21 protein-coding genes and 1 pseudogene are annotated in these 18,548 nt (G+C 31.9%); 10 read left to right on the plus strand and 12 right to left on the minus strand.

Annotated features, from left to right (window positions below):
* Positions 1-160 precede the first annotated feature (160 nt).
* The 3 genes and pseudogenes from ACXAHM_RS16595 to rplU form a co-directional block, all read right to left on the minus strand.
* A pseudogene (locus ACXAHM_RS16595) lies at positions 161-301 on the minus strand (DnaA N-terminal domain-containing protein); the annotation flags it as partial.
* A 257-nt stretch (positions 302-558) separates the two neighbouring features.
* Positions 559-819, minus strand: coding sequence for a 50S ribosomal protein L27 (rpmA, locus tag ACXAHM_RS16600; protein ID WP_474961946.1), 261 nt, complete (start codon positions 817-819; stop codon positions 559-561).
* A 37-nt stretch (positions 820-856) separates the two neighbouring features.
* On the minus strand, positions 857-1,168 hold the full coding sequence (rplU, locus tag ACXAHM_RS16605; protein WP_044201388.1) for a 50S ribosomal protein L21: 312 nt from the start codon (positions 1,166-1,168) through the stop codon (positions 857-859).
* A gap of 401 nt (positions 1,169-1,569) precedes the next feature.
* On the opposite strand from rplU, the gene ACXAHM_RS16610 reads away from it, so the two are divergent.
* The 9 genes from ACXAHM_RS16610 (at position 1,570) to ACXAHM_RS16650 (ending at position 9,615) form a co-directional block, all read left to right on the plus strand.
* The gene (locus ACXAHM_RS16610; RefSeq protein ID WP_474961950.1) at positions 1,570-2,424 is read left to right on the plus strand and encodes a lysophospholipid acyltransferase family protein; all 855 of its coding nucleotides are present in this window, start codon (positions 1,570-1,572) and stop codon (positions 2,422-2,424) included.
* Positions 2,425-2,662: 238 nt separating this feature from the next.
* Positions 2,663-3,253, plus strand: a complete 591-nt coding sequence (locus tag ACXAHM_RS16615; RefSeq protein ID WP_474961952.1) for a TetR/AcrR family transcriptional regulator — start codon at positions 2,663-2,665, stop codon at positions 3,251-3,253.
* An 11-nt stretch (positions 3,254-3,264) separates the two neighbouring features.
* On the plus strand, positions 3,265-4,017 hold the full coding sequence (locus ACXAHM_RS16620) for an outer membrane lipoprotein-sorting protein (RefSeq protein ID WP_474961954.1): 753 nt from the start codon (positions 3,265-3,267) through the stop codon (positions 4,015-4,017).
* 22 nt (positions 4,018-4,039) lie between these two features.
* Complete coding sequence (locus ACXAHM_RS16625) at positions 4,040-5,257, plus strand: ABC transporter permease (RefSeq protein WP_474961956.1); 1,218 nt, start codon at positions 4,040-4,042, stop codon at positions 5,255-5,257.
* A gap of 12 nt (positions 5,258-5,269) precedes the next feature.
* A complete protein-coding gene (locus ACXAHM_RS16630; RefSeq protein WP_474961958.1) occupies positions 5,270-6,481 on the plus strand; it encodes an FtsX-like permease family protein in 1,212 nt (403 codons plus the stop codon).
* A 54-nt stretch (positions 6,482-6,535) separates the two neighbouring features.
* Positions 6,536-7,207 carry an ABC transporter ATP-binding protein gene (locus ACXAHM_RS16635; RefSeq protein WP_474961961.1) on the plus strand — a complete coding sequence of 224 codons (672 nt, stop codon included), beginning with the start codon at positions 6,536-6,538 and terminating at the stop codon, positions 7,205-7,207.
* A 63-nt stretch (positions 7,208-7,270) separates the two neighbouring features.
* Positions 7,271-8,452, plus strand: a complete 1,182-nt coding sequence (locus tag ACXAHM_RS16640; RefSeq protein ID WP_474961963.1) for a hypothetical protein — start codon at positions 7,271-7,273, stop codon at positions 8,450-8,452.
* The gene (locus tag ACXAHM_RS16645) at positions 8,440-9,000 is read left to right on the plus strand and encodes a hypothetical protein (RefSeq protein ID WP_474961966.1); all 561 of its coding nucleotides are present in this window, start codon (positions 8,440-8,442) and stop codon (positions 8,998-9,000) included. The genes ACXAHM_RS16640 and ACXAHM_RS16645 overlap by 13 nt, the downstream gene beginning before the upstream one ends.
* A gap of 48 nt (positions 9,001-9,048) precedes the next feature.
* Positions 9,049-9,615, plus strand: a complete 567-nt coding sequence (locus tag ACXAHM_RS16650) for a hypothetical protein (protein WP_474961968.1) — start codon at positions 9,049-9,051, stop codon at positions 9,613-9,615.
* Between the two features lie 6 nt (positions 9,616-9,621).
* On the opposite strand, the gene ACXAHM_RS16655 is transcribed toward ACXAHM_RS16650, so the two are convergent.
* The 3 genes from ACXAHM_RS16655 to ACXAHM_RS16665 form a co-directional block, all read right to left on the minus strand.
* Complete coding sequence (locus ACXAHM_RS16655; protein ID WP_474961971.1) at positions 9,622-9,849, minus strand: hypothetical protein; 228 nt, start codon at positions 9,847-9,849, stop codon at positions 9,622-9,624.
* Positions 9,850-10,027: 178 nt separating this feature from the next.
* On the minus strand, positions 10,028-10,786 hold the full coding sequence (locus tag ACXAHM_RS16660) for an LVIVD repeat-containing protein (RefSeq protein ID WP_474961974.1): 759 nt from the start codon (positions 10,784-10,786) through the stop codon (positions 10,028-10,030).
* An 18-nt stretch (positions 10,787-10,804) separates the two neighbouring features.
* Positions 10,805-11,293 (minus strand): hypothetical protein, encoded by a 489-nt coding sequence (locus ACXAHM_RS16665; protein ID WP_474961978.1) that lies wholly within the window; start codon positions 11,291-11,293, stop codon positions 10,805-10,807.
* 356 nt (positions 11,294-11,649) lie between these two features.
* Between ACXAHM_RS16665 and ACXAHM_RS16670 the strand changes: the two genes are divergently transcribed.
* Positions 11,650-12,408, plus strand: a complete 759-nt coding sequence (locus tag ACXAHM_RS16670) for a LytR/AlgR family response regulator transcription factor (RefSeq protein ID WP_474961981.1) — start codon at positions 11,650-11,652, stop codon at positions 12,406-12,408.
* 9 nt (positions 12,409-12,417) lie between these two features.
* On the opposite strand, the gene ACXAHM_RS16675 is transcribed toward ACXAHM_RS16670, so the two are convergent.
* From ACXAHM_RS16675 to ACXAHM_RS16700, 6 genes are all read right to left on the minus strand, one after another.
* Positions 12,418-13,011, minus strand: coding sequence for a chromate transporter (locus ACXAHM_RS16675; RefSeq protein WP_474961983.1), 594 nt, complete (start codon positions 13,009-13,011; stop codon positions 12,418-12,420).
* A gap of 1 nt (position 13,012) precedes the next feature.
* Positions 13,013-13,567: a chromate transporter gene (locus ACXAHM_RS16680; RefSeq protein ID WP_474961987.1), complete on the minus strand. Its 555-nt coding sequence runs from the start codon at positions 13,565-13,567 to the stop codon at positions 13,013-13,015.
* A gap of 85 nt (positions 13,568-13,652) precedes the next feature.
* Positions 13,653-14,579 carry a glutaminase gene (locus ACXAHM_RS16685; protein WP_474961991.1) on the minus strand — a complete coding sequence of 309 codons (927 nt, stop codon included), beginning with the start codon at positions 14,577-14,579 and terminating at the stop codon, positions 13,653-13,655.
* A 136-nt stretch (positions 14,580-14,715) separates the two neighbouring features.
* Positions 14,716-16,215: a PP2C family protein-serine/threonine phosphatase gene (locus tag ACXAHM_RS16690; protein WP_474961995.1), complete on the minus strand. Its 1,500-nt coding sequence runs from the start codon at positions 16,213-16,215 to the stop codon at positions 14,716-14,718.
* Positions 16,216-16,242: 27 nt separating this feature from the next.
* Positions 16,243-16,914 (minus strand): hypothetical protein, encoded by a 672-nt coding sequence (locus ACXAHM_RS16695; protein WP_474961997.1) that lies wholly within the window; start codon positions 16,912-16,914, stop codon positions 16,243-16,245.
* 35 nt (positions 16,915-16,949) lie between these two features.
* The gene (locus ACXAHM_RS16700) at positions 16,950-18,293 is read right to left on the minus strand and encodes an aspartate aminotransferase family protein (RefSeq protein ID WP_474961999.1); all 1,344 of its coding nucleotides are present in this window, start codon (positions 18,291-18,293) and stop codon (positions 16,950-16,952) included.
* Positions 18,294-18,548 lie beyond the last annotated feature (255 nt).

Consider the following 18,548-nt stretch of genomic DNA (forward strand, 5'->3'; position numbering starts at 1 on the left):
GTGGTTGTTGTCTTCTTTGTACTGTAAAAGGGGCATTCTTAGGTCTTCTAGAGACCATAATTGAATATTCTAATTTACCATTAGGACCTAATACAGCATCAATCGCTTTTTTAAGAACATGTACATAATATTCTTCTAGCCATTCGTAAAAGAAAGGGCTAGGTACTGCAATTGTAAGGACATTATTTTCCAGTTTAACGGGTTTTATTGGTAAAAACCACGTATGAAAACTCTGCGTAGAGATTTCATTCTTAATAATGTTTAGACATTCACGCCAAACTGTAACACAATCCTTAATCATCCAATTTTTCTCTTTATCAATACGAGAAAATCACTTCTCTTTTTAGATACTGAAATACTTCCGCTAAAATAAACCAAATGTTACAGATTAAGCGTAGGTAGTAACATTAATTTAGAATATTTTATTAATTATGGAGTATATCAATAACGCAAAAAATTCTCAAAACATTTCAATTTGCTTCAAGAAGTTTGACAAAAAAAGGTCCAAACCTACAATCATATAGGTTTGAACCTTTTTATCTTCAATAAACCTACTTACTATTCAGCAGTTGGGATTACTGAGATATAAGATCTTCCTAGTCTCTTTTTCTTGAACTCAACAGTTCCGTCAACTAGTGCAAATAAAGTGTGATCTTTTCCCATTCCTACGTTAAGACCTGGGTGGTGAGTAGTACCACGTTGTCTAACAAGGATATTACCAGCTTTAGCTGCTGATCCACCGAAAATTTTCACACCAAGTCGTTTACTTTCCGACTCTCTACCGTTTCTCGAGCTACCAGCTCCTTTTTTGTGTGCCATGTCTTTTTATCGTTATGGATTCGATTTCTAAAATCAATTAGTTAGAGATTCCTTCGATAAGAACCTTTGTGAAGTGTTGTCTATGACCATTCTTCACTCTGTATCCTTTTCTTCTCTTCTTTTTGAAGACGATAACTTTTTCGCCTTTCACGTGACCAAGTACTTTACCTGTCACTTTAGCACCTTCTACAGTTGGTGCTCCTACTGATACGTTGTCAGCGTTATCAACAAGAAGAACTTTATCAAACTCAACTGCTGCACCCTCTTCAGAGTCTAACTTATGAGTATAGATATATTTATTTTCTTCTACTTTGAATTGCTGTCCTGCTATTTCTACAATTGCGTACATTGTCTCTTCGATATTGTTTTTACCTCGAAATGCCTGCAAATGTAACTCTATTATTTGAAACAGACAAGCATTTACCCACTAAAACATTGAAATAGAATCCTTAAAGAGTTTTAATAAGCGTTTTTCAAGCATTTTTTTTTCAAAATTGCTTTTCATAAACATTTCTTAAGAATTTTTTTCGTTAATAAATGAATGAAACCTTCTATAATTTAATAAGCTACAAGCATTCCTAATCCTTTAACGTAAGTTCTGAGAAAAAAAGCTCGATCATTCCGTTAATAATTTCGTATAATTGTAATAAACCTAGTTTTAGCGAGGAGTAAAATAACTTTTTATTACAACAGAACTCATTGCGTTAATCCATTATAATCAGACAGTTAGAATAATTATCGTTAGGTAATATGAAAAATCAAAAAGGGAACAAGGACACAAAAATTACAGACGTTTTCAAGGAAACAAAAGATATTAGTACTAAGAAGAAAAAGTTTCAACTAATCAGAAGAGATAATTTTGGTAATATTCTTTTTCTGAAGAGAATGATCATTGGTGGACTTGCTGCTTTAACTTACCCAAGATTAAAGCTCCACAATAATCTTCAAGTAGAAGGAATGGAAGTTTTAAAAGACTTACCAAAGAATAATGTATTATTCGTTTCTAATCATCAGACTTATTATACTGATGTAATTTCTTTTTATCACATTTTTGCTAGCGCAAAATGGGGTTTCAAAAAAGGAGTTGCACCGCTTCCTATATACATGTTGAGTCCGAGAGTGAATACATATTATGTAGCAGCTGAGGAAACAATGAAACAAAGTGGATTGATTCCAAAAATCTTTTCACTTGCTGGAGCCGTTACTGTAAAAAGATCTTGGAGAGCACAAGGTAAGGATGTGAAAAGAGGAGCAGATATCTCAGCGCCTTTGAAAATCAAAAAAGCTTTAGATCAAGGTTGGTTGGTAACTTTCCCTCAAGGAACAACTAGTCCGTATGCACCTGTACGAAAAGGTACCGGTAATATTATCAAGAGTTATAATCCAGTAGTTGTACCTATTGTCATCGATGGTTTTAGAAGAGCTTTTGATAAAAAAGGATTATTCTTTAAGAAAAGAGGTACGAAATTGAAAGTGAAAATCAAAGAACCTATTCAATTCTCGAACGATGCTTCTGTAGATGAAATTGTATCTACGATTACAAATGCAATTGGTCAAAATCCAGATGATAAACCAAATTTCAAAAGTGATCAAAAAGATAGCTAAGAATATATTTTAGTAAAACAATACTATTCCAAGAAGGGATTGTATAACTTTCATGTTATGCAATCCCTTTTTTTATTCTTCAAATTCAATCTCTATAAATTGTATTAATTCACTAAATTCCAATACGTTATAAACAACTAATTATATCCAATTAAAATTATTTCAACCTTTTATGATTTTAATCGTTTATTATATTACATTTGTACAGACCGGTCGGTTTGTTGATTAAGATTAAACAATGAAGAAAGATACTAAATCACATATTATAGAAGTAGCACTTCAATTATTTGCAAAGGAAGGCATGGAAAAAGTGTCTTTAAATCAAGTCATAAAAGCTTCTGGATTGTCAAAAGGTGCTGTTTATCATCATTTTTCTAGTAAAAAAGAATTGATGATTGCTTCTGTTATTTCTTTTTGGGGAAATATGTCAAATGAGATTTTATCTGCTCCAATAGAACAAATGCCTTTGAAAGATGCCTTACAAATGATTATTCAACAGTTTCAACAATTCTTTGACAATCATGATAATCAAGAAGATAATTTTTTCGATTTATACATTAGTATGCTTGCTTTTGTACGCGATGAAAAAGAAGTGCTTGATGTATCAAAAGGTTACTTTAATACCTTCAATCAGAAAATCCAACAATCAATCATGAATGATCAAGAAAGAGGAGTTTTAAACAAGGATTTATCTCCTATAACTTCTGCTTTACTGATTATTTCCTGTGCTGAAGGTCATGGTCTACTTTCATTTACACATATATATGAGGAGCCGATCAAAAAAATGGAACAAATATTCAATCAGATATATAATTCATTATTAAAATAGATATGAAAACAATGAAAACTTTATTCGTTGCACTATTAGGTGTAATGTTTTCAACACAATTATTTGCGCAAGAAAGTGCCTCCGAGATTATTGCTAAAATGCAAGAACAACAAAGAGGACAAAGTAGCTATATTAACATGACAATGAAAGTTATCCGACCGGATTGGACAAGGACAATGCAAATGAAGTCTTGGTCTAAAGGTACAGATGACTTTTTTTTAGTTTTAATTACATCACCTGCAAAAGATAAAGGATCGGCATCTTTAAAAAGGTATAAAGAAATGTGGTCTTGGACTCCAAGCATTGAGAGAACTATTAAAATTTCTCCTTCAATGATGTCACAGGCATGGATGGGATCTGATTTTACCAATGATGATTTAATGAAAGGTGCCTCTGTTGTAAAAGATTACAGCCATAAATTATTAGGTAAAGAAACAGTCAATGGTCATGAATGTTACAAAATAGAAATGATTCCTCACGAAGATGCTGCAGTTGTTTGGGGTAAAGTTTTGGTTTGGGTAACTACGGATGGTATTTATAATCAAATGAAGGTAGAAAACTTTGATGAGGATATGTATTTGGTCAATACCTTGAATTGCTTTGATGTAAAAGAAATGGGTGGTAGAAAAATGCCATCAAGAATGGAGATGGTTCCAGCAGACGAAGAAGGAAAGAAAACGGTGATGATCTATAATGATGCAAAATTCAACCAAAAGATCAACGAGAATTTCTTCACTCAGAAAAACATGAAAAGAGTTCGATAATTTAACGTACTAATTAACTACAATGATTACTAAAATCGCTTGGCGAAATCTTTGGAGAAGCAAACGTAGAACAATTACGAGTATTTCTTCGATTTTCTTCGCTGTTATCTTAGCAATTTTGATGCGTTCTCTACAAGAAGGGTCTTATGGGCAAATGATTGATACCGCTGCCCGATTCTATATGGGATATGCTCAAGTGCATCAACAAGGATTTTGGAATGACAAATCAATCAACAAATTGATGGAAGATTCCAAAGCAACTAGAGATGAGATATTATCAGATGAAAATGTTTCCGGTACTTTTGGTCGCTTAGAAACATATGCAATGGCAGCTACAGATACACTAACAAAAGGTGTTATGGTTGTTGGAACAGAACCTCAAGGAGAAGATCAATTAAGTAACCTTTCTTCCAAAATGGTAAAAGGAACTTATTTATCAGAAGACAGTAAAAATATCATTATTGGCGAAGGTTTAGCCAACTACTTAGGTATTACCGTCAATGATACGCTCGCACTTTTAGGTCAAGGTTATCATGGTGCAAGTGCAGCAGAACTATTCAAAATCCAAGGAATAATTAAGCATCCTAACCCACAAATGAACAATCAAGTCATCTATATGACTTTGCCTACAGTTCAGTATTTTGTATCTGCACCAAATATGTTGAATGCTTACATTCTAAACGTTAAGGATACTCGAAAAATATATCAAACTGTAACTGCTTTAAGAACAAAGCTGGATGACAAAAAATATGAAGTCATGAGTTGGGATGAATTATCACCTGAGATGGTCAATTTGATTGATACAGATAGAGAAGGTGGAAAATTGATGATCTACATCTTATATATCGTCATTGCCTTCGGTATTTTCAGTACTATCCTCATGATGACAATTGAAAGAGAACGAGAATTTGGAATTCTGACTGCAGTTGGGATGGTCAAAAGAAAAATTTACAGTATGCTCCTTCAAGAATCTTTATTTATTGGATTAATAGGGATAATAACTTCAATTATCGCAGGTTTACCTATCTTATTGTATATGGAAAACCACCCAATACATATTACCGGAGCAAAAGGTGATGCAATGGCTAAAATGGGTATGGAACCGATCTTGAGATTTACAGCAAGCTTTGATATCATTTGGCCACAAGCATTATTGATGGCATTTATCATGATCATTTGTACTATTTATCCGATGGTTCATGTAGCAAGATTAAAAACAGTTGAAGCAATTCACTCTTAAACATTTAAAACAATGATGATTACAAAAATATCGTGGCGAAATGTTTGGAGAAACAAAATGAGAAGTGGTATTCTCATCGCTTCAATTGCTGTTGGTCTTCTTGGTGGAATATTCACTATGGCGCTTATCAACGGCATGATGGAATCGAAGATTAAGGAATCTTTGATCACAGATCTAGCACATGTACAAATTCATGAGAAAGGATTTGAAGTCAACAATAGTTTTAAAGATTCTATCCGAAACTATGAAGCTATAGTCAAAATAGCAGAAAATGATTCCTTGACAAAAGGATGTTCACCAAGAGTTATTATTAATGGTATGGCTTCATCTGCCAACGATAGTCAAGGCATTAAGATTATTGGTATGGATCCAAATAAAGAAAAGGATGTAACGGAAATTCAAAACTTCCTTATAGAAGGTGATTATTTTAAGGGAAAAAGAAAAAATCAAATCGTTATCGGGCAAAGTTTAGCGAAAAAATTGAAGGTGAAAATTCGCTCTAAAATTGTAATCGCTTATATGGGACCTAATAATGAAATGGTAAATACCGCCTATAGAGTAGCAGGAATTTTTGCTACTAGTTCTCCTGATTTCGATAAAACAGTTGCCTATACACAATCAAAAGATATGTGGAGAAATGCAGGACAAAAATTCATTCATGAAATAGCAATGACCTCTATCGAAGGTGGTTCAAGTCCAGAAGGATTAAGAAATCTTCTTAAAAAAGAAATTCAAAAGAAAGATCTAAATATTCAAACTTGGAGAGAAATTCAACCTGAGTTAAGTACGCTAGCAGAAACAGGTAATACAAATAGTTACATTATTTTAGGTATTATTCTCTTCGCTTTAGGGTTTGGGATATTAAATTCAATGACAATGGCAATTTGGGAAAGATCTAGAGAGTTAGGTGTATTAATGGCTGTAGGTTTAAATAGAGCCAAGGTCTTTTTGATGATTGTATTAGAGACCATTTATATTTCCTTGATTGGCGGTTTGGTTGGTGCTCTTTTATCTGTTGGGTTGATTGAATATTATGGCGTTCATGGTCTTAAATATTCAGAAAGTGCAATTGCAGGATTCAACAATATTGTATATCCAATTATGCCAGATTCCTTCACTACTTTATTCTTAATGATATTATTTACTGCAATAGTTTCGGCATTGCCTCCGGCATTTAGGGCGATTCGATTAAACCCTGCCGAAGCGGTAAGATATAAAGGATAATCTAACCAATATGCAGCAATGCAAACTCTATTTCCTAATTAAAAAAATACTAAGATGATCAAGATAAAAGACTTAGTCAAAACATATAACGCAGATACAATTCCAGTGCACGCATTGAATCACGTGGAGTTAGAAATAAAAGAAGGAGAATTTACAGCTGTTGTAGGTCCCTCTGGATGTGGTAAAACTACATTTCTGAATATACTTGGTGGATTAGATACCCCAACGATGGGTAAAGTATTAATCGATGGAACAGATTTACATAATCGCTCTTCTGCTGATATGATCACATACAGAAGAGATAATATTGGTTTTGTTTTTCAAGATTATTCTTTAATGCCAGTATTAACAGCTGAGGAAAATGTTGAATTCATTATGGAGCTTCAAGGTAAACCAAAAGCAGAAAGAGCCAAACGTTCAAAGGAACTTTTGGAAGCAGTGGGTATCGGAGACAAAGGCAAACAGTTTCCCACGAAACTTTCGGGTGGTCAACAACAACGTGTGGCTGTCGCAAGAGCTTTAGCGTCAAAACCAAAATTGATTTTAGCAGATGAACCAACAGCCAATTTAGATTCAAAAGCTACTTCAGATCTTTTGGACATCATGCGTCACCTCAATGAAAAAGAAAATATCACTTTTGTAATTGCCACTCACGATCAACGTGTCATGGACAGAGCCAAAAGAGTGATTCAATTTGATGATGGTAAAATTATTGATGCCAAATAAATAACTACTTCCCACGGCTTCGGTCGTGGGTTTGGATAACTATTCCTACTCCTTTTTATTAAAATGAAAAAAAGCTTACTACCTTTTTTACTTTTACTACCAACCTTACTATTTGCACAAGAAGAAGAGCAAAAGACCAGCAAGTTCAAAGAAAATTTTGTCGCTAGTGGGTATTTAAAATACATGCAAACTGTCAATCTACCTGAAAATGTAGAAGATGAATGGTTGATTGATAATTTATTCCATAATCGACTCAATTTTAAATATTATGCTTCTGATAAAATTACAGTCGCACTTGAAGGAAGAAATCGCTTAATTTATGGTGCTAGCCCTTCCCTTTCCTCTGAGTTAGGTATTGATTATCCAGCACAGTTTGCTAGTCAAGACCAATATGCTTTTAATATGTCTTACAATTGGGCAGAGGGAAATTCATATGTTCTAAATTCTCAAATTGATCGATTCTATTTTGATTATTCATCTGGTGATTGGCAAGTTCGAGTTGGTCGTCAACGTATCAATTGGGGGGTAACAATGGTTTGGAACCCGAATGATTTATTTAATACTTATTCTTTCTTTGATTTTGATTATGAGGAAAGACCTGGTGCTGACGCCATTTTAATTCGTAACTATTTAGGCCCTGTTAGTTCTATTGAAGTCGTTTTTTCCCCCTCCAATGAATTTGAATATTACAATGTGGCAGCACTTTATAAGACGAATTTATGGCAATATGATTTTCAATTTCTAGCAGGTTATGTTAGAGAAAATTACAATTTAGGTTGGGGTTGGGAAGGTCAAATTGGAGGAGCTGGTTTTAAAGGAGAAGGTACTTTCTTTTATCCAGATTATGCAGGAGAAGACCCATCTGTAGTGATGGATATTTCACTAGATTACACTTTCACAAATTCTTTGTATCTTCATACCGAAACAATTTATAACAGTGCAGGTGCTACTTCTCCCGTTGGAGCTATAGATCCTACAATGCCATTGACTCCAAAAACACTAAGTATTGGTCGATTTGCATTTTTCAATGAAGTCCAATATCAACTTACTCCTCTTACAAGATTAGGAGTAAATAGTATAGTCAATAGTAATGATGGTTCTTATTACATCGGTGGAAATGCAACGACCTCCTTAAGTGATAATTTTGAGATTTTAGTCTTCGGAATGTTCTTTTTTGGAGATGAAGACTCTCAATATGGTCAAGGGGGATCTCAAATCAATTGGCGATTAAAATGGAGCTTTTAAATAAACTGAACAACTTTACATTAAAAATTTCTTCTTATTTTCCTGAGGAAAAATCATTGCTTAAAATATTCACAAGTCTATTTTCACTCTTAATAGCTTTTCTATTAATCTTTGATTTTATTCTTCCTCGAGCTAATGATTACATCTATGTATATGATCAAGAATATGTTGGGGAAACAAGTTTATTATTGAGAACTGAGAGATCTGCAGATTTTATTATTGATGTAAAAGAAGGCAATTACTATCAAACTAATTTTATTGGAAGTGAGTTTTTTATATTCAAAACGCTACTATTTGGTCGTATTGATCCCATAATCATGTATAGTGAGGATGTACAATATAACGTTATTTATAACTTGAGAACTACTTATTTCATTACTCCCATCCTTACTATTTTATTTAGTCTATGTTTACTTTATAATAAATATGATGATGAAGATGGAGTTTTTGATGCTGTTTTATTTTCTTGTTTAATCATCACTCACATTTTTAGCTTTCTGTTTATGGTCAATACTATGTTTATGTATCGTGGTGAAGAACAATTTTAATTTGATTTCGTATTATAAAAAATAAGCAAGCTAATCAAATACTAAATTATGCAACTATTACAAAAAGTACTCTACCCTATTCTATTATTTTTGAAGGCAATACCTCCACAAAAATCAAAGCGGAAAGTAATTTTTGCATTGACAATTATCTTTGTCACTTTGTTAACTATTTTTGATTTTCTTTTACCTAGAGAAACAATCACTACTAGAGTGTATGATCAACAGACCTTAGATTATGGCGGAAATGAAGTATTACTTTGGTCAGATTATACAGCGTCTTTTAGTATAGATATGGGTGATTCAGCATATGTTTTATCAGATAAGGAGTTGTTTGTATTTCGAACAAAACTTTTAAAACGTATTGATCCTGTAGTTATGCTAAATGAAGACATGATTTTTCCAGTAGTATATACAATCAGATCTTCTTATTTCATGTTTCCAATAGGACTTATCTTACTATGTCTCTTTTTGATTTTTAATAGGTTTGATAAAACTGAAGAAGGATTAGTTGATCCATTTTGTTTTTTATTCATTTTCTTGTTGACAGTAGCTAATTTTGCTATGTACTTTAATCCTTTTCTCCAGTTTTATTTTGGTAAATCACATTATTGGTAAATCACTTTAAAAATTTTTTAATGCTTTTAAATCAGTTGTTATTAAGTGATCTGTAAAATGAATTAATTCATTTATGTTTATTTCTCTGATCTTACTTATATTAATTTTTAATTGGGATAAAGTATGGTACAGTTCAGGAATATCAATTTCCTCTTCAGTTCCATAGACAGCATCGATAGTGTGACCATTTCTTGTAACAACTCCTTTTATAAAAAAGTAATGTTGATCGTTCATATTGATAATCGGTTATTAATAGTGATAAACCCTCACTTTAATACACTTAAATGGGGTTTACTTTAGTATAGTAAAATTGTGAAGTTTGTATAAAATTCATCTATAAAGACAAAGGTCATCAATGTTTGTAAATACATCAATGACCTTTATTATGACAATTAGATGTTCATCATTAGTATTAAATAAAATTGATATTACTAATTAGATTAAAATCTAACCCTGTGTCAGTTTCTATGATTTGATATTGGTCTAAAATCTCATCACCTACAACAATGAGTTTATTGCCATTAACTATGACATCAAAGCCAATTTTACTAATTGAAGTAACAAATTGTGTTTCACCATTAGGGTAGTTATAATCAAAAACTTTAATCTCGTCACCATCACAAATAATGACGTAGTTTTTATACAACCCTAGTCCTTTTGGTGAAGCCAAACCACGCGTTGAAAGCAAAATTGGTTTTTCAGGTTCTTTAATATTGTAAATATCCAATTGATTAACTCCACTATTTCCACATGATGCATTCGCATGTAAGGTTACAAAAGCTAAGCTATCATTGGCGACAACAGGATCACATGATCTTCTGAAATGTTGAACCGAAGACAATTGTGTTGGTGAATCAGGAGTTTCTAGATCATAAATATACATACCTAGATTAGATCCAATAAATAAATAATTCTTGTAATTGAATAACGTCTCAATATTAAATCCTACTGGAACATTGTTGACCAAAACAGGTTTTGAAGCTTCTGAAATCAGAAACACTTTCAAATTACTATTGTCGACACCGTATAAATAATCTCCAACTATAGTAAATGCGGCATAAGAACCTCCTTGACCCGTATTTTGATTATTGACAGGATCACCTTCACCATTTTCACAGCTCAATAAAATGGAAGTGAAAAGTATTAAAATCAGAATTTTTAGATTTTTCATGTTTGGTTTAATTTTTAGTTAGTCTTCTCTTCTTACCCATTCAATGATGATCTCATCCTCTTTTAAATCATGTGTCCAACCATTAGGCGATACTTTTTGGTTAAATACATTCTTTAATCTTTTTGAAGTAATATAACTATCAAAAGAAAGGTCATGAGTGATAGAGATTAAATCTGTAGCTTGAATGATATAAAAAACATTGTTTTTAATAGAGATATCCGTAGCTCCAGGAGCGCTTAAAAACTTAATTTTAACTGGATCTTGAGGATTTGAGTTATCATAAACATGAAAACCTTTATTTTTTTCTCCTACATATAATAAGTTACCAAAAATGTAGATTTTACCTGGATTAACGACGGGCTGAGGGTTTCCCATTCCTACTTCTGATTCAAAAGTAGACCTACTCATAATCACGGGTGTATAGTCTGGATCTTCGATAGGTCTTAAAAAACCAATACAGGATTGTGCCATAAAGGCAATTAACCCAATTAAAATAAAACGATACATAATAATAGTTTTACGTCTAGTTAAGTTTGAATAGATTGAAGTGTTATAATTCTTATCAAGAATAGTTATTATGAAATAGATTTTATAACAGCATGATATACAATAGGCCTTTTGCTTTATCATTAATATGACAATTTAATTTGTAAAAAAGTAGTCAACTTTAATTAGTATATGGAGTTTGAAGGATTTAATTTCATTTCATTTATTTGGTGAATAATGGTTTAAATAATAATAAAATTAACAAATGAAGTTTAGTAAGATTTCCATTTAACTAAAGAAATATAGTATCATTGTATAGTGTTACTGCATAAATAAAATACTTTCACTATCATTTTTCATTTATATCTACATCAATCATGAAAATACTTATTATTGAAAATGAACTAAGTTCAGCAAATCAATTGGCAAAGTTGATTAAGCAGTACGATTCCGCTTTGGAAATCGTAGACATCTTAACTAATGTTGCTGACAGTATCGAATGGTTTTCTAATAAAAAAAATAAGGTAGACCTTATTTTTCAAAGTCCAATTTTAAGTGATGGAGATTGTTTTGGTATCTTCAAAACATTGCTTACTACTTATCCTGTAATCTTTACATTAGATGCTAGTAATGCTATCAATGAAAAATATCGTATGAATAATATCGACTATATCTTAAGAGATTATTCTTACGCTAGTGTACAAAAAGTATTAGAGAAGTACTCGAAATTCACGAATCTTCATAAAACGGTTACTTTCCCAACAATGGATGAAGTAATTATGGATCGCTTCAAAAAAATTATTGAAAGCGTTGTGATTTCAGTGGATGGACTTTTTAAGACAATAAATACCAGAGATATCGCTTATATTCAACAAGTAGAAGGTGCAACATTCCTTCATTTATTTGATGGAGAAAAGCTACCTATAGATAGAGATATTGCTACTTTAGAAGTACAATTAGATCAAGTTCAATTTTACAGAGTAAATCCAGATTACATTATTAATAGTAAATCGATTGCAGCTGTAAATCCTATTGAAGACAATCACCTTTCTATTAAAATGTCAGTACAGTCACTTGATGCCTTACAAATCAGTGAGGATAAAGTTGCTCATTTTAAAGAATGGATGGATCAATAATACTTTAATTTAAAAGAAAAATACACCAACTAATGCACCCATTGTAATTAAAGCAATTGGATGTATTTTTTTATCATATAATTTAACGACAACACCACAAATCAAGAATAATACAATAGATTTCCAATACACAATTGTATAGTTTTCTTCAAAAAACGTAGCCTCCGCAATTTTCCAACCGGCAAATAATATAAGTGCTATGGTGACTGGTTTTATCCCAAAAAAGAAAGCTTGTTTATACTTATTCTGTTTTAAACGTTTTAATATTTCTGACAGGGCAACAATACAAACAACAGAGGGAGTGGCTAAACCAGAAGTCGCAAAAACACCACCTAATAAAGCCCCAAATGTTCCACCTACATGCATTCCTACATCATTACCAACATAGGTTGCAGAGTTTACTGCAATCGCTCCAGGTGTCATTTGTGCTAAGGATAATACATTAAAAAATTCGTCTGCAGTCATCCAACCTTCTTTTTGAAACTCTACTACAAAAAGAGGTACCATAGCTAATCCTCCACCAAAACTAAAGAAGCCAATTTTAGCAAAAATAAGATATAAATCCAGGTAAGTATGAAGTAATGGAAATGATAAAGGCGTCATCTTATTTTAATAACTTTTTTAGTTGTTGAGGAAAGAAAGAATACAAGCCAAGTCCTATTAAGGCACCAATGATTATTAATAAAATAGGATGGATATTAAAGATAAATAACAAGAGACAAGCCATTAGGAAAATACCTAATCCGAATTTATCCGTCACACTTCCTTTGAACATTTTATACACTGAGTGTCCTATTAAAGCTACGATAACTGCTCTTGCTCCCATGAAAGCTTTTTGGGCTAATGGGTGATCAAAACTATGAGAAAATAAGTGATATATAGTTGTGATCACTAAATAAGATGGTGCTATCACACCTGTAGAAGTGAGTAAACCTCCTAGAAAACCTTTTTCTCTATACCCAACAAATGTTGCGGCATTGATGGCAATAGTTCCTGGAGTCATTTGTGCAATTGACATGATTTCGAGAAGTTCATCATTTGTCAACCACTTTCGTTTGTCTATTAATTCTTTTTCGAGCAAAGGAATCATGGCATATCCTCCACCAAAAGTAAATAGTCCAATTTTAAAAAAGCTATAAAATAACTTGAAGTAAATCATGGGATTCTTATTCAGTAGTTTTCGCAATTTTATAAATTAGACTATTAAATGAAACGATTCCTGTCGTTTATTATGTGTATAATCGTTAAAAGATTGATAAATCAGTAATGGTTGTAAATTCTTCTAAGAAACGCATTCCCATATAAGAATTTCCCTTTGCATTTAATCTTGGGCTCCAAACGCCAATACTTAATCCTCTAGGTAAAATAGCACCAATACCACCACCTACACCTGACTTCCCTGCCAATCCTACTCTAAAAGCAAATTCACCAGATTCATCATAAAATCCACAAGAAAGCATGATTGCATTCATACGTTTAACTTGACTCCTAGATAGATTAACACCATCGTATGAAAAAGGAGTATCTGTATTTGCAAAAGCATTAAAGGCTTGAGCTAACTCCTTACAACTCATTGCTAGAGAACATTGATGATAATAGAAATCCAAGACCTCTTCAACATCATTTTGAATATTACCAAAGGATTTCAACATATTGATATGAGCAGCATTTCTATAGCCTGTGGCCGCTTCAGAAATCGCTACTTTATTATCATAATGGACTTCATCATCTCCCACAAGAGTTCTCACATAATGTAAAAAGTCTTTCTTGGGGTGTTTCAAATAAGTACATAAAATATCAGAGACGACAATTGCCCCTGGATTTATAAATGGATTTCTTGGAACCCCCTTTTCATATTCTAATTGGACAATTGAATTAAAAGCAGTGCCAGATGCTTCTACTCCTACTCTTTTCCAAAGTGAAGGTCCTAAGAAAGATAATGCCATTGATAAAGTGAAGGCCTTTGAGATACTTTGAATAGAAAACTTTTCAAGAGCGTCACCACATGAAAAACCGTCACCGTCAGTAGTATGAAGATAAATCCCTAATTTTTTTGGTGGAACTTTAGCCAATTCAGGAATGTAGCTAGCTACGACTCCTTTATCTTCTTCAAAAAGTAATTGGTTATAAATATCATTAATGATTTTCTGGTAATCTTTATCTCTATGCATAAGTTAATACGTTATTCTAGATCGATTAAGAAGTTACATAGAAAACTTGTTTAAGTTTATAACTCAAAAGCCTTATTTAATTAAAAATCAATATTTTAGTCTTTAAATAAAATTATTTCTTTGATAAAGAGAACTCCTAAATTTGATATCCTACTACTAGTATATCGTCAATTTGATCCCTTAATCCATCATAATTTTTCCAATCCAAAAATTCTTTTTCTAGGGTTTTATATTTTGTTATAGGTTCTTCTTTTTGCGTTGTTTTTTGAAGTTTTTCATAAAAACCTTTTGGCATAAGTTTTCTATTTCTAGGACCTCCAATCTGATCTTTATAACCATCAGAGAATTGAAATAAGAATGAGTTTTGATTAATCTCTACAACTTGAGTCTTAAAGTTAGGTTTTGAATTCTCACCAATTGAAAATCGATCTCCTTTGATTACTTGCATTTCATTATTTTGATCAATAATCACTAATGGTGATTTCGCTCCTGAATATAAAATTTTTGTTTTATCTGTACTATCTAATGAAAAAGTGACTATTGATAAATCCATACCATCATTCAAGGATGATGGATTTTTATATAGTTTTAAAAATGCATTGTTTAATGCTTTTAAAATAGCAGCAGGGTCAGTTATTTTATTTTCTTTGATGATTTGGTTTAATAAAGAAGTACCCAACATGGATAAAAGTGCACCTGGAACACCATGACCAGTACAATCAGCAACGATTATAAATTGAAGGTTGTCAACTCTATCAACCCATAGAAAATCCCCACTTACTACATCTTTAGGTTGATTGAAATAAAAAAAACCTAATCTTTCTAAGCTTAGTGATTGATTATTTTGGATTGTTAATTGTACTCTTGATGCATTATTTAAACTAGCAATATATTGTTGATTTCTATATTCTAGTTGATCTCTTTGTTCTTCGATATAATTCCTCTGATTGATAATTTCCTCATTTTGAGATTCGATCTCTTCTTTCGTCACTAACAGTTCATTATTCTTGATTAATAAAGCATTACTGATTCTATCTGAATTATCTTTCTCCAGCTCTAACTGGTATTTACTTATAAATTCATTTTTCATATCTCTAAACCTAAAAAAGGCAAGAATAGAAACTGCAATCATCATTGTGATAAGATTGGGCAAGTCAACTAATAAATCAGTTAGATTAAATAGAACCGCTTTTTTGTAAATAAAAAAGAAGAAAAGAAAAAAGCTTCCCCAAATAATAAGTAGAGTAGTTTTAATATGAGGTATATTATAGAGAAACATACATAGATGAATAATCGAAGCTGCCAATAATGCTACTTTAAAAAGAGGACTTCCCAATACATTTATAGTAATTCCATAAATCATAAATAAAGCAGCAATTGCTTCTATTTCATATACTATAATCAACTGGTGCCAAAAGTGTTGTCTTATTTTCTTTACAGATAAAAGTAATTTAAAAAGAACAACACAAATAAGAGGAAGACGATAATATACAAAATGAGAATGTTCTCGGATATAGATATCTGAATATACAAAGTAACAAAGTACAAAGAGTAAGCAAACTGCTGAACCAAGAAGAAAACTCTCTGCTTTTTTAATTCTATATTTCCGAAAAAGGTTTTTTATATTATCGTCCATTTTGAAAGAAGTCAAATTCATATATTCTTAAGAATTCATGATTGAATCAACATCAATAATTTGCTCCTTTCCAAGAAAGGCTCTTTGCCTCAATGTTACATCCAATTCTTCCGAAAAATCAGCTGGAGCATAACTATTATCAGGATGAATAGTAGTCAGTAGCCCCATATTCATTAATGTCTGCGATAATAATTGACTGCAGAAGAAAGTTCCATCCGTACTTTTTTCTCCATCATATCTTCCCTTTTTAAAATTAAGCATTTCATTTATCAAAGGATCAGGAAAAGTCGCATCATGAACACTCTTAATTGTCATCTTCAAATGATTAAACATTTCTTCATTCCTTTCGGTATAAAGTGAACGAATAGCAAACTTTGAATCATCTTTATGAGCATAATTCACTTGCATTCTTTCTTTAAAATTTACAAGCATTGGACCCGTTTTAGAAGTCTTTAAAATTACATCTTTTACGGGTGAATCGATATTAGATTCCCAAAGTAATAACGGATTTCCTTCTATCTCTAAACCAATGTCGTTAGGACGAACAAGCATTGCAGAATGAGACCAAGTAGAACCCTCTAAAAATTCTGTAAGTTTGCTTATTAAGAAATCTCCATGCATCAAGACAATGTCTCCAGTCTTTGCAGTAGCCTCAACTTCTTCGTAAGAGACTGTTCTTCTTTTCAATAGTAATGACATAAAATATAGTTTGTTTTTTATAAAAAATGAGAAATCTAAATTCCGATACAGTATTTGTTTACCTTATCAATTGTCTCCTGAGGAGTTTTACCTTGATCCATTTCGTCAACTGCAAAAGATAGTGTTTTAATAATATTATCGGCGTGTTCTTTGGTTATAATCAAAGGAGGTTCAATTCGTATTACTTCAGTATTTACACCAAAGAAACCTACATAAACTCCCATTTCTACACATCTGTAAGCCAATACTTTTGCTCTAATATCCATTTCAGAAATATCGACTTCTACACCTATCATTAAGCCTCTTCCTCTAATTTCATTTATAAATGAATACTCTGATATCTTACTTTTTAATCCCATAATTAAATAATCTCCAATTGCAGAAGCGTTTTTGATTACATCATGACTTTCGATATAATTAATAGTAGCATTGGCAGCAGCTGCTGAAGGGTTGTGACCTCCAAAAGTAAAAATATGTTGACCAGCCTCTAGTGTTTCAATCATCTCTTTTCTTCCTATCACAGCAGAAATTGGAGCATACCCTCCCCCTAAACTCTTTGCAGAAATTACTACATCAGGTATAACATCTTCATGTTCTATTGCCCACCATTTTCCAGTTCTACCCATACCAGATTGAACTTCATCTACAGCTAGCACAGCATTATATTTAGTAGTTAATAAGGATAACTTTTTAATAAAATCTTTTACTGGGATTTGAACACCTGCATCTCCTTGTATTGCTTCAAGAATAACTCCTCCTACTTTTTTTTCTTTGAAGAGTTTTTCAATAAACATAAGAACTTGTTCCAGTTCATAACCTTTAGTCGGAAAAGGTACTTCAAAAAAATTAGTATTATCAGGATAAATTCCGTTGTTCAGTCTTCCATAATGAGAGGCCTGCTCAGATAACCCTGTAGAACCATGATAGTCATTTTTAAAATGTAACACACCCTGTATTCCTGTGTATTTTCTCATTATTTTGATTGCACCACCACTAGCATCAGACCCAGAGAGTCCAAACATTACTCTTTTTTCAAATTTACCTGGAGTAATTTCGATTAATTTTTCTGCTAGGTTTAATGCTTGACTATTGGGAGAATAAGTAAAACAAGTGTGCTGTATTGACTTTGCTTCCTGAAAGTATTGTTCCGCAATATTCCCTTGATTATAACCAATTACAGTTACTGATGCTCCGCATAAACAATCTAGGTAAATATTTCCATCAACATCTTTTACATACACTCCATCACCCTCATCTAAGGTAATTCCATAAAGTCCTATATAATTCGTTGTAGCAATGTTTTCTTTTAATTTTTTTAAATGTAGAAGAGATTGTTCCCCCGGAGGAGACACACTTACAAAAGTGGAAAGTAGTTTCATAATCTTGTTAGTTATTAAAAAGTAGTTTTAATATCCTGTTAAGATATTATATAATAATTTCTTATTGAAATCCTTAAGCTATTTAAGTATTAGAATATTGAAAAAACATGTTGAATATTTTATTAAAATATGAAATAAATAAGTTTTTGAGTTATGTAATATTAACTATTAAAGAATTTTCAGTAATTTACGATCAGAACTAGAGTTTTACCTCTTAAATAACATATAGTGTCAAAAAAGTTACAGACGTAAAAC

The sequence above is a fragment of the Flammeovirga sp. AWQ4_249 genome (genome assembly GCF_056161045.1).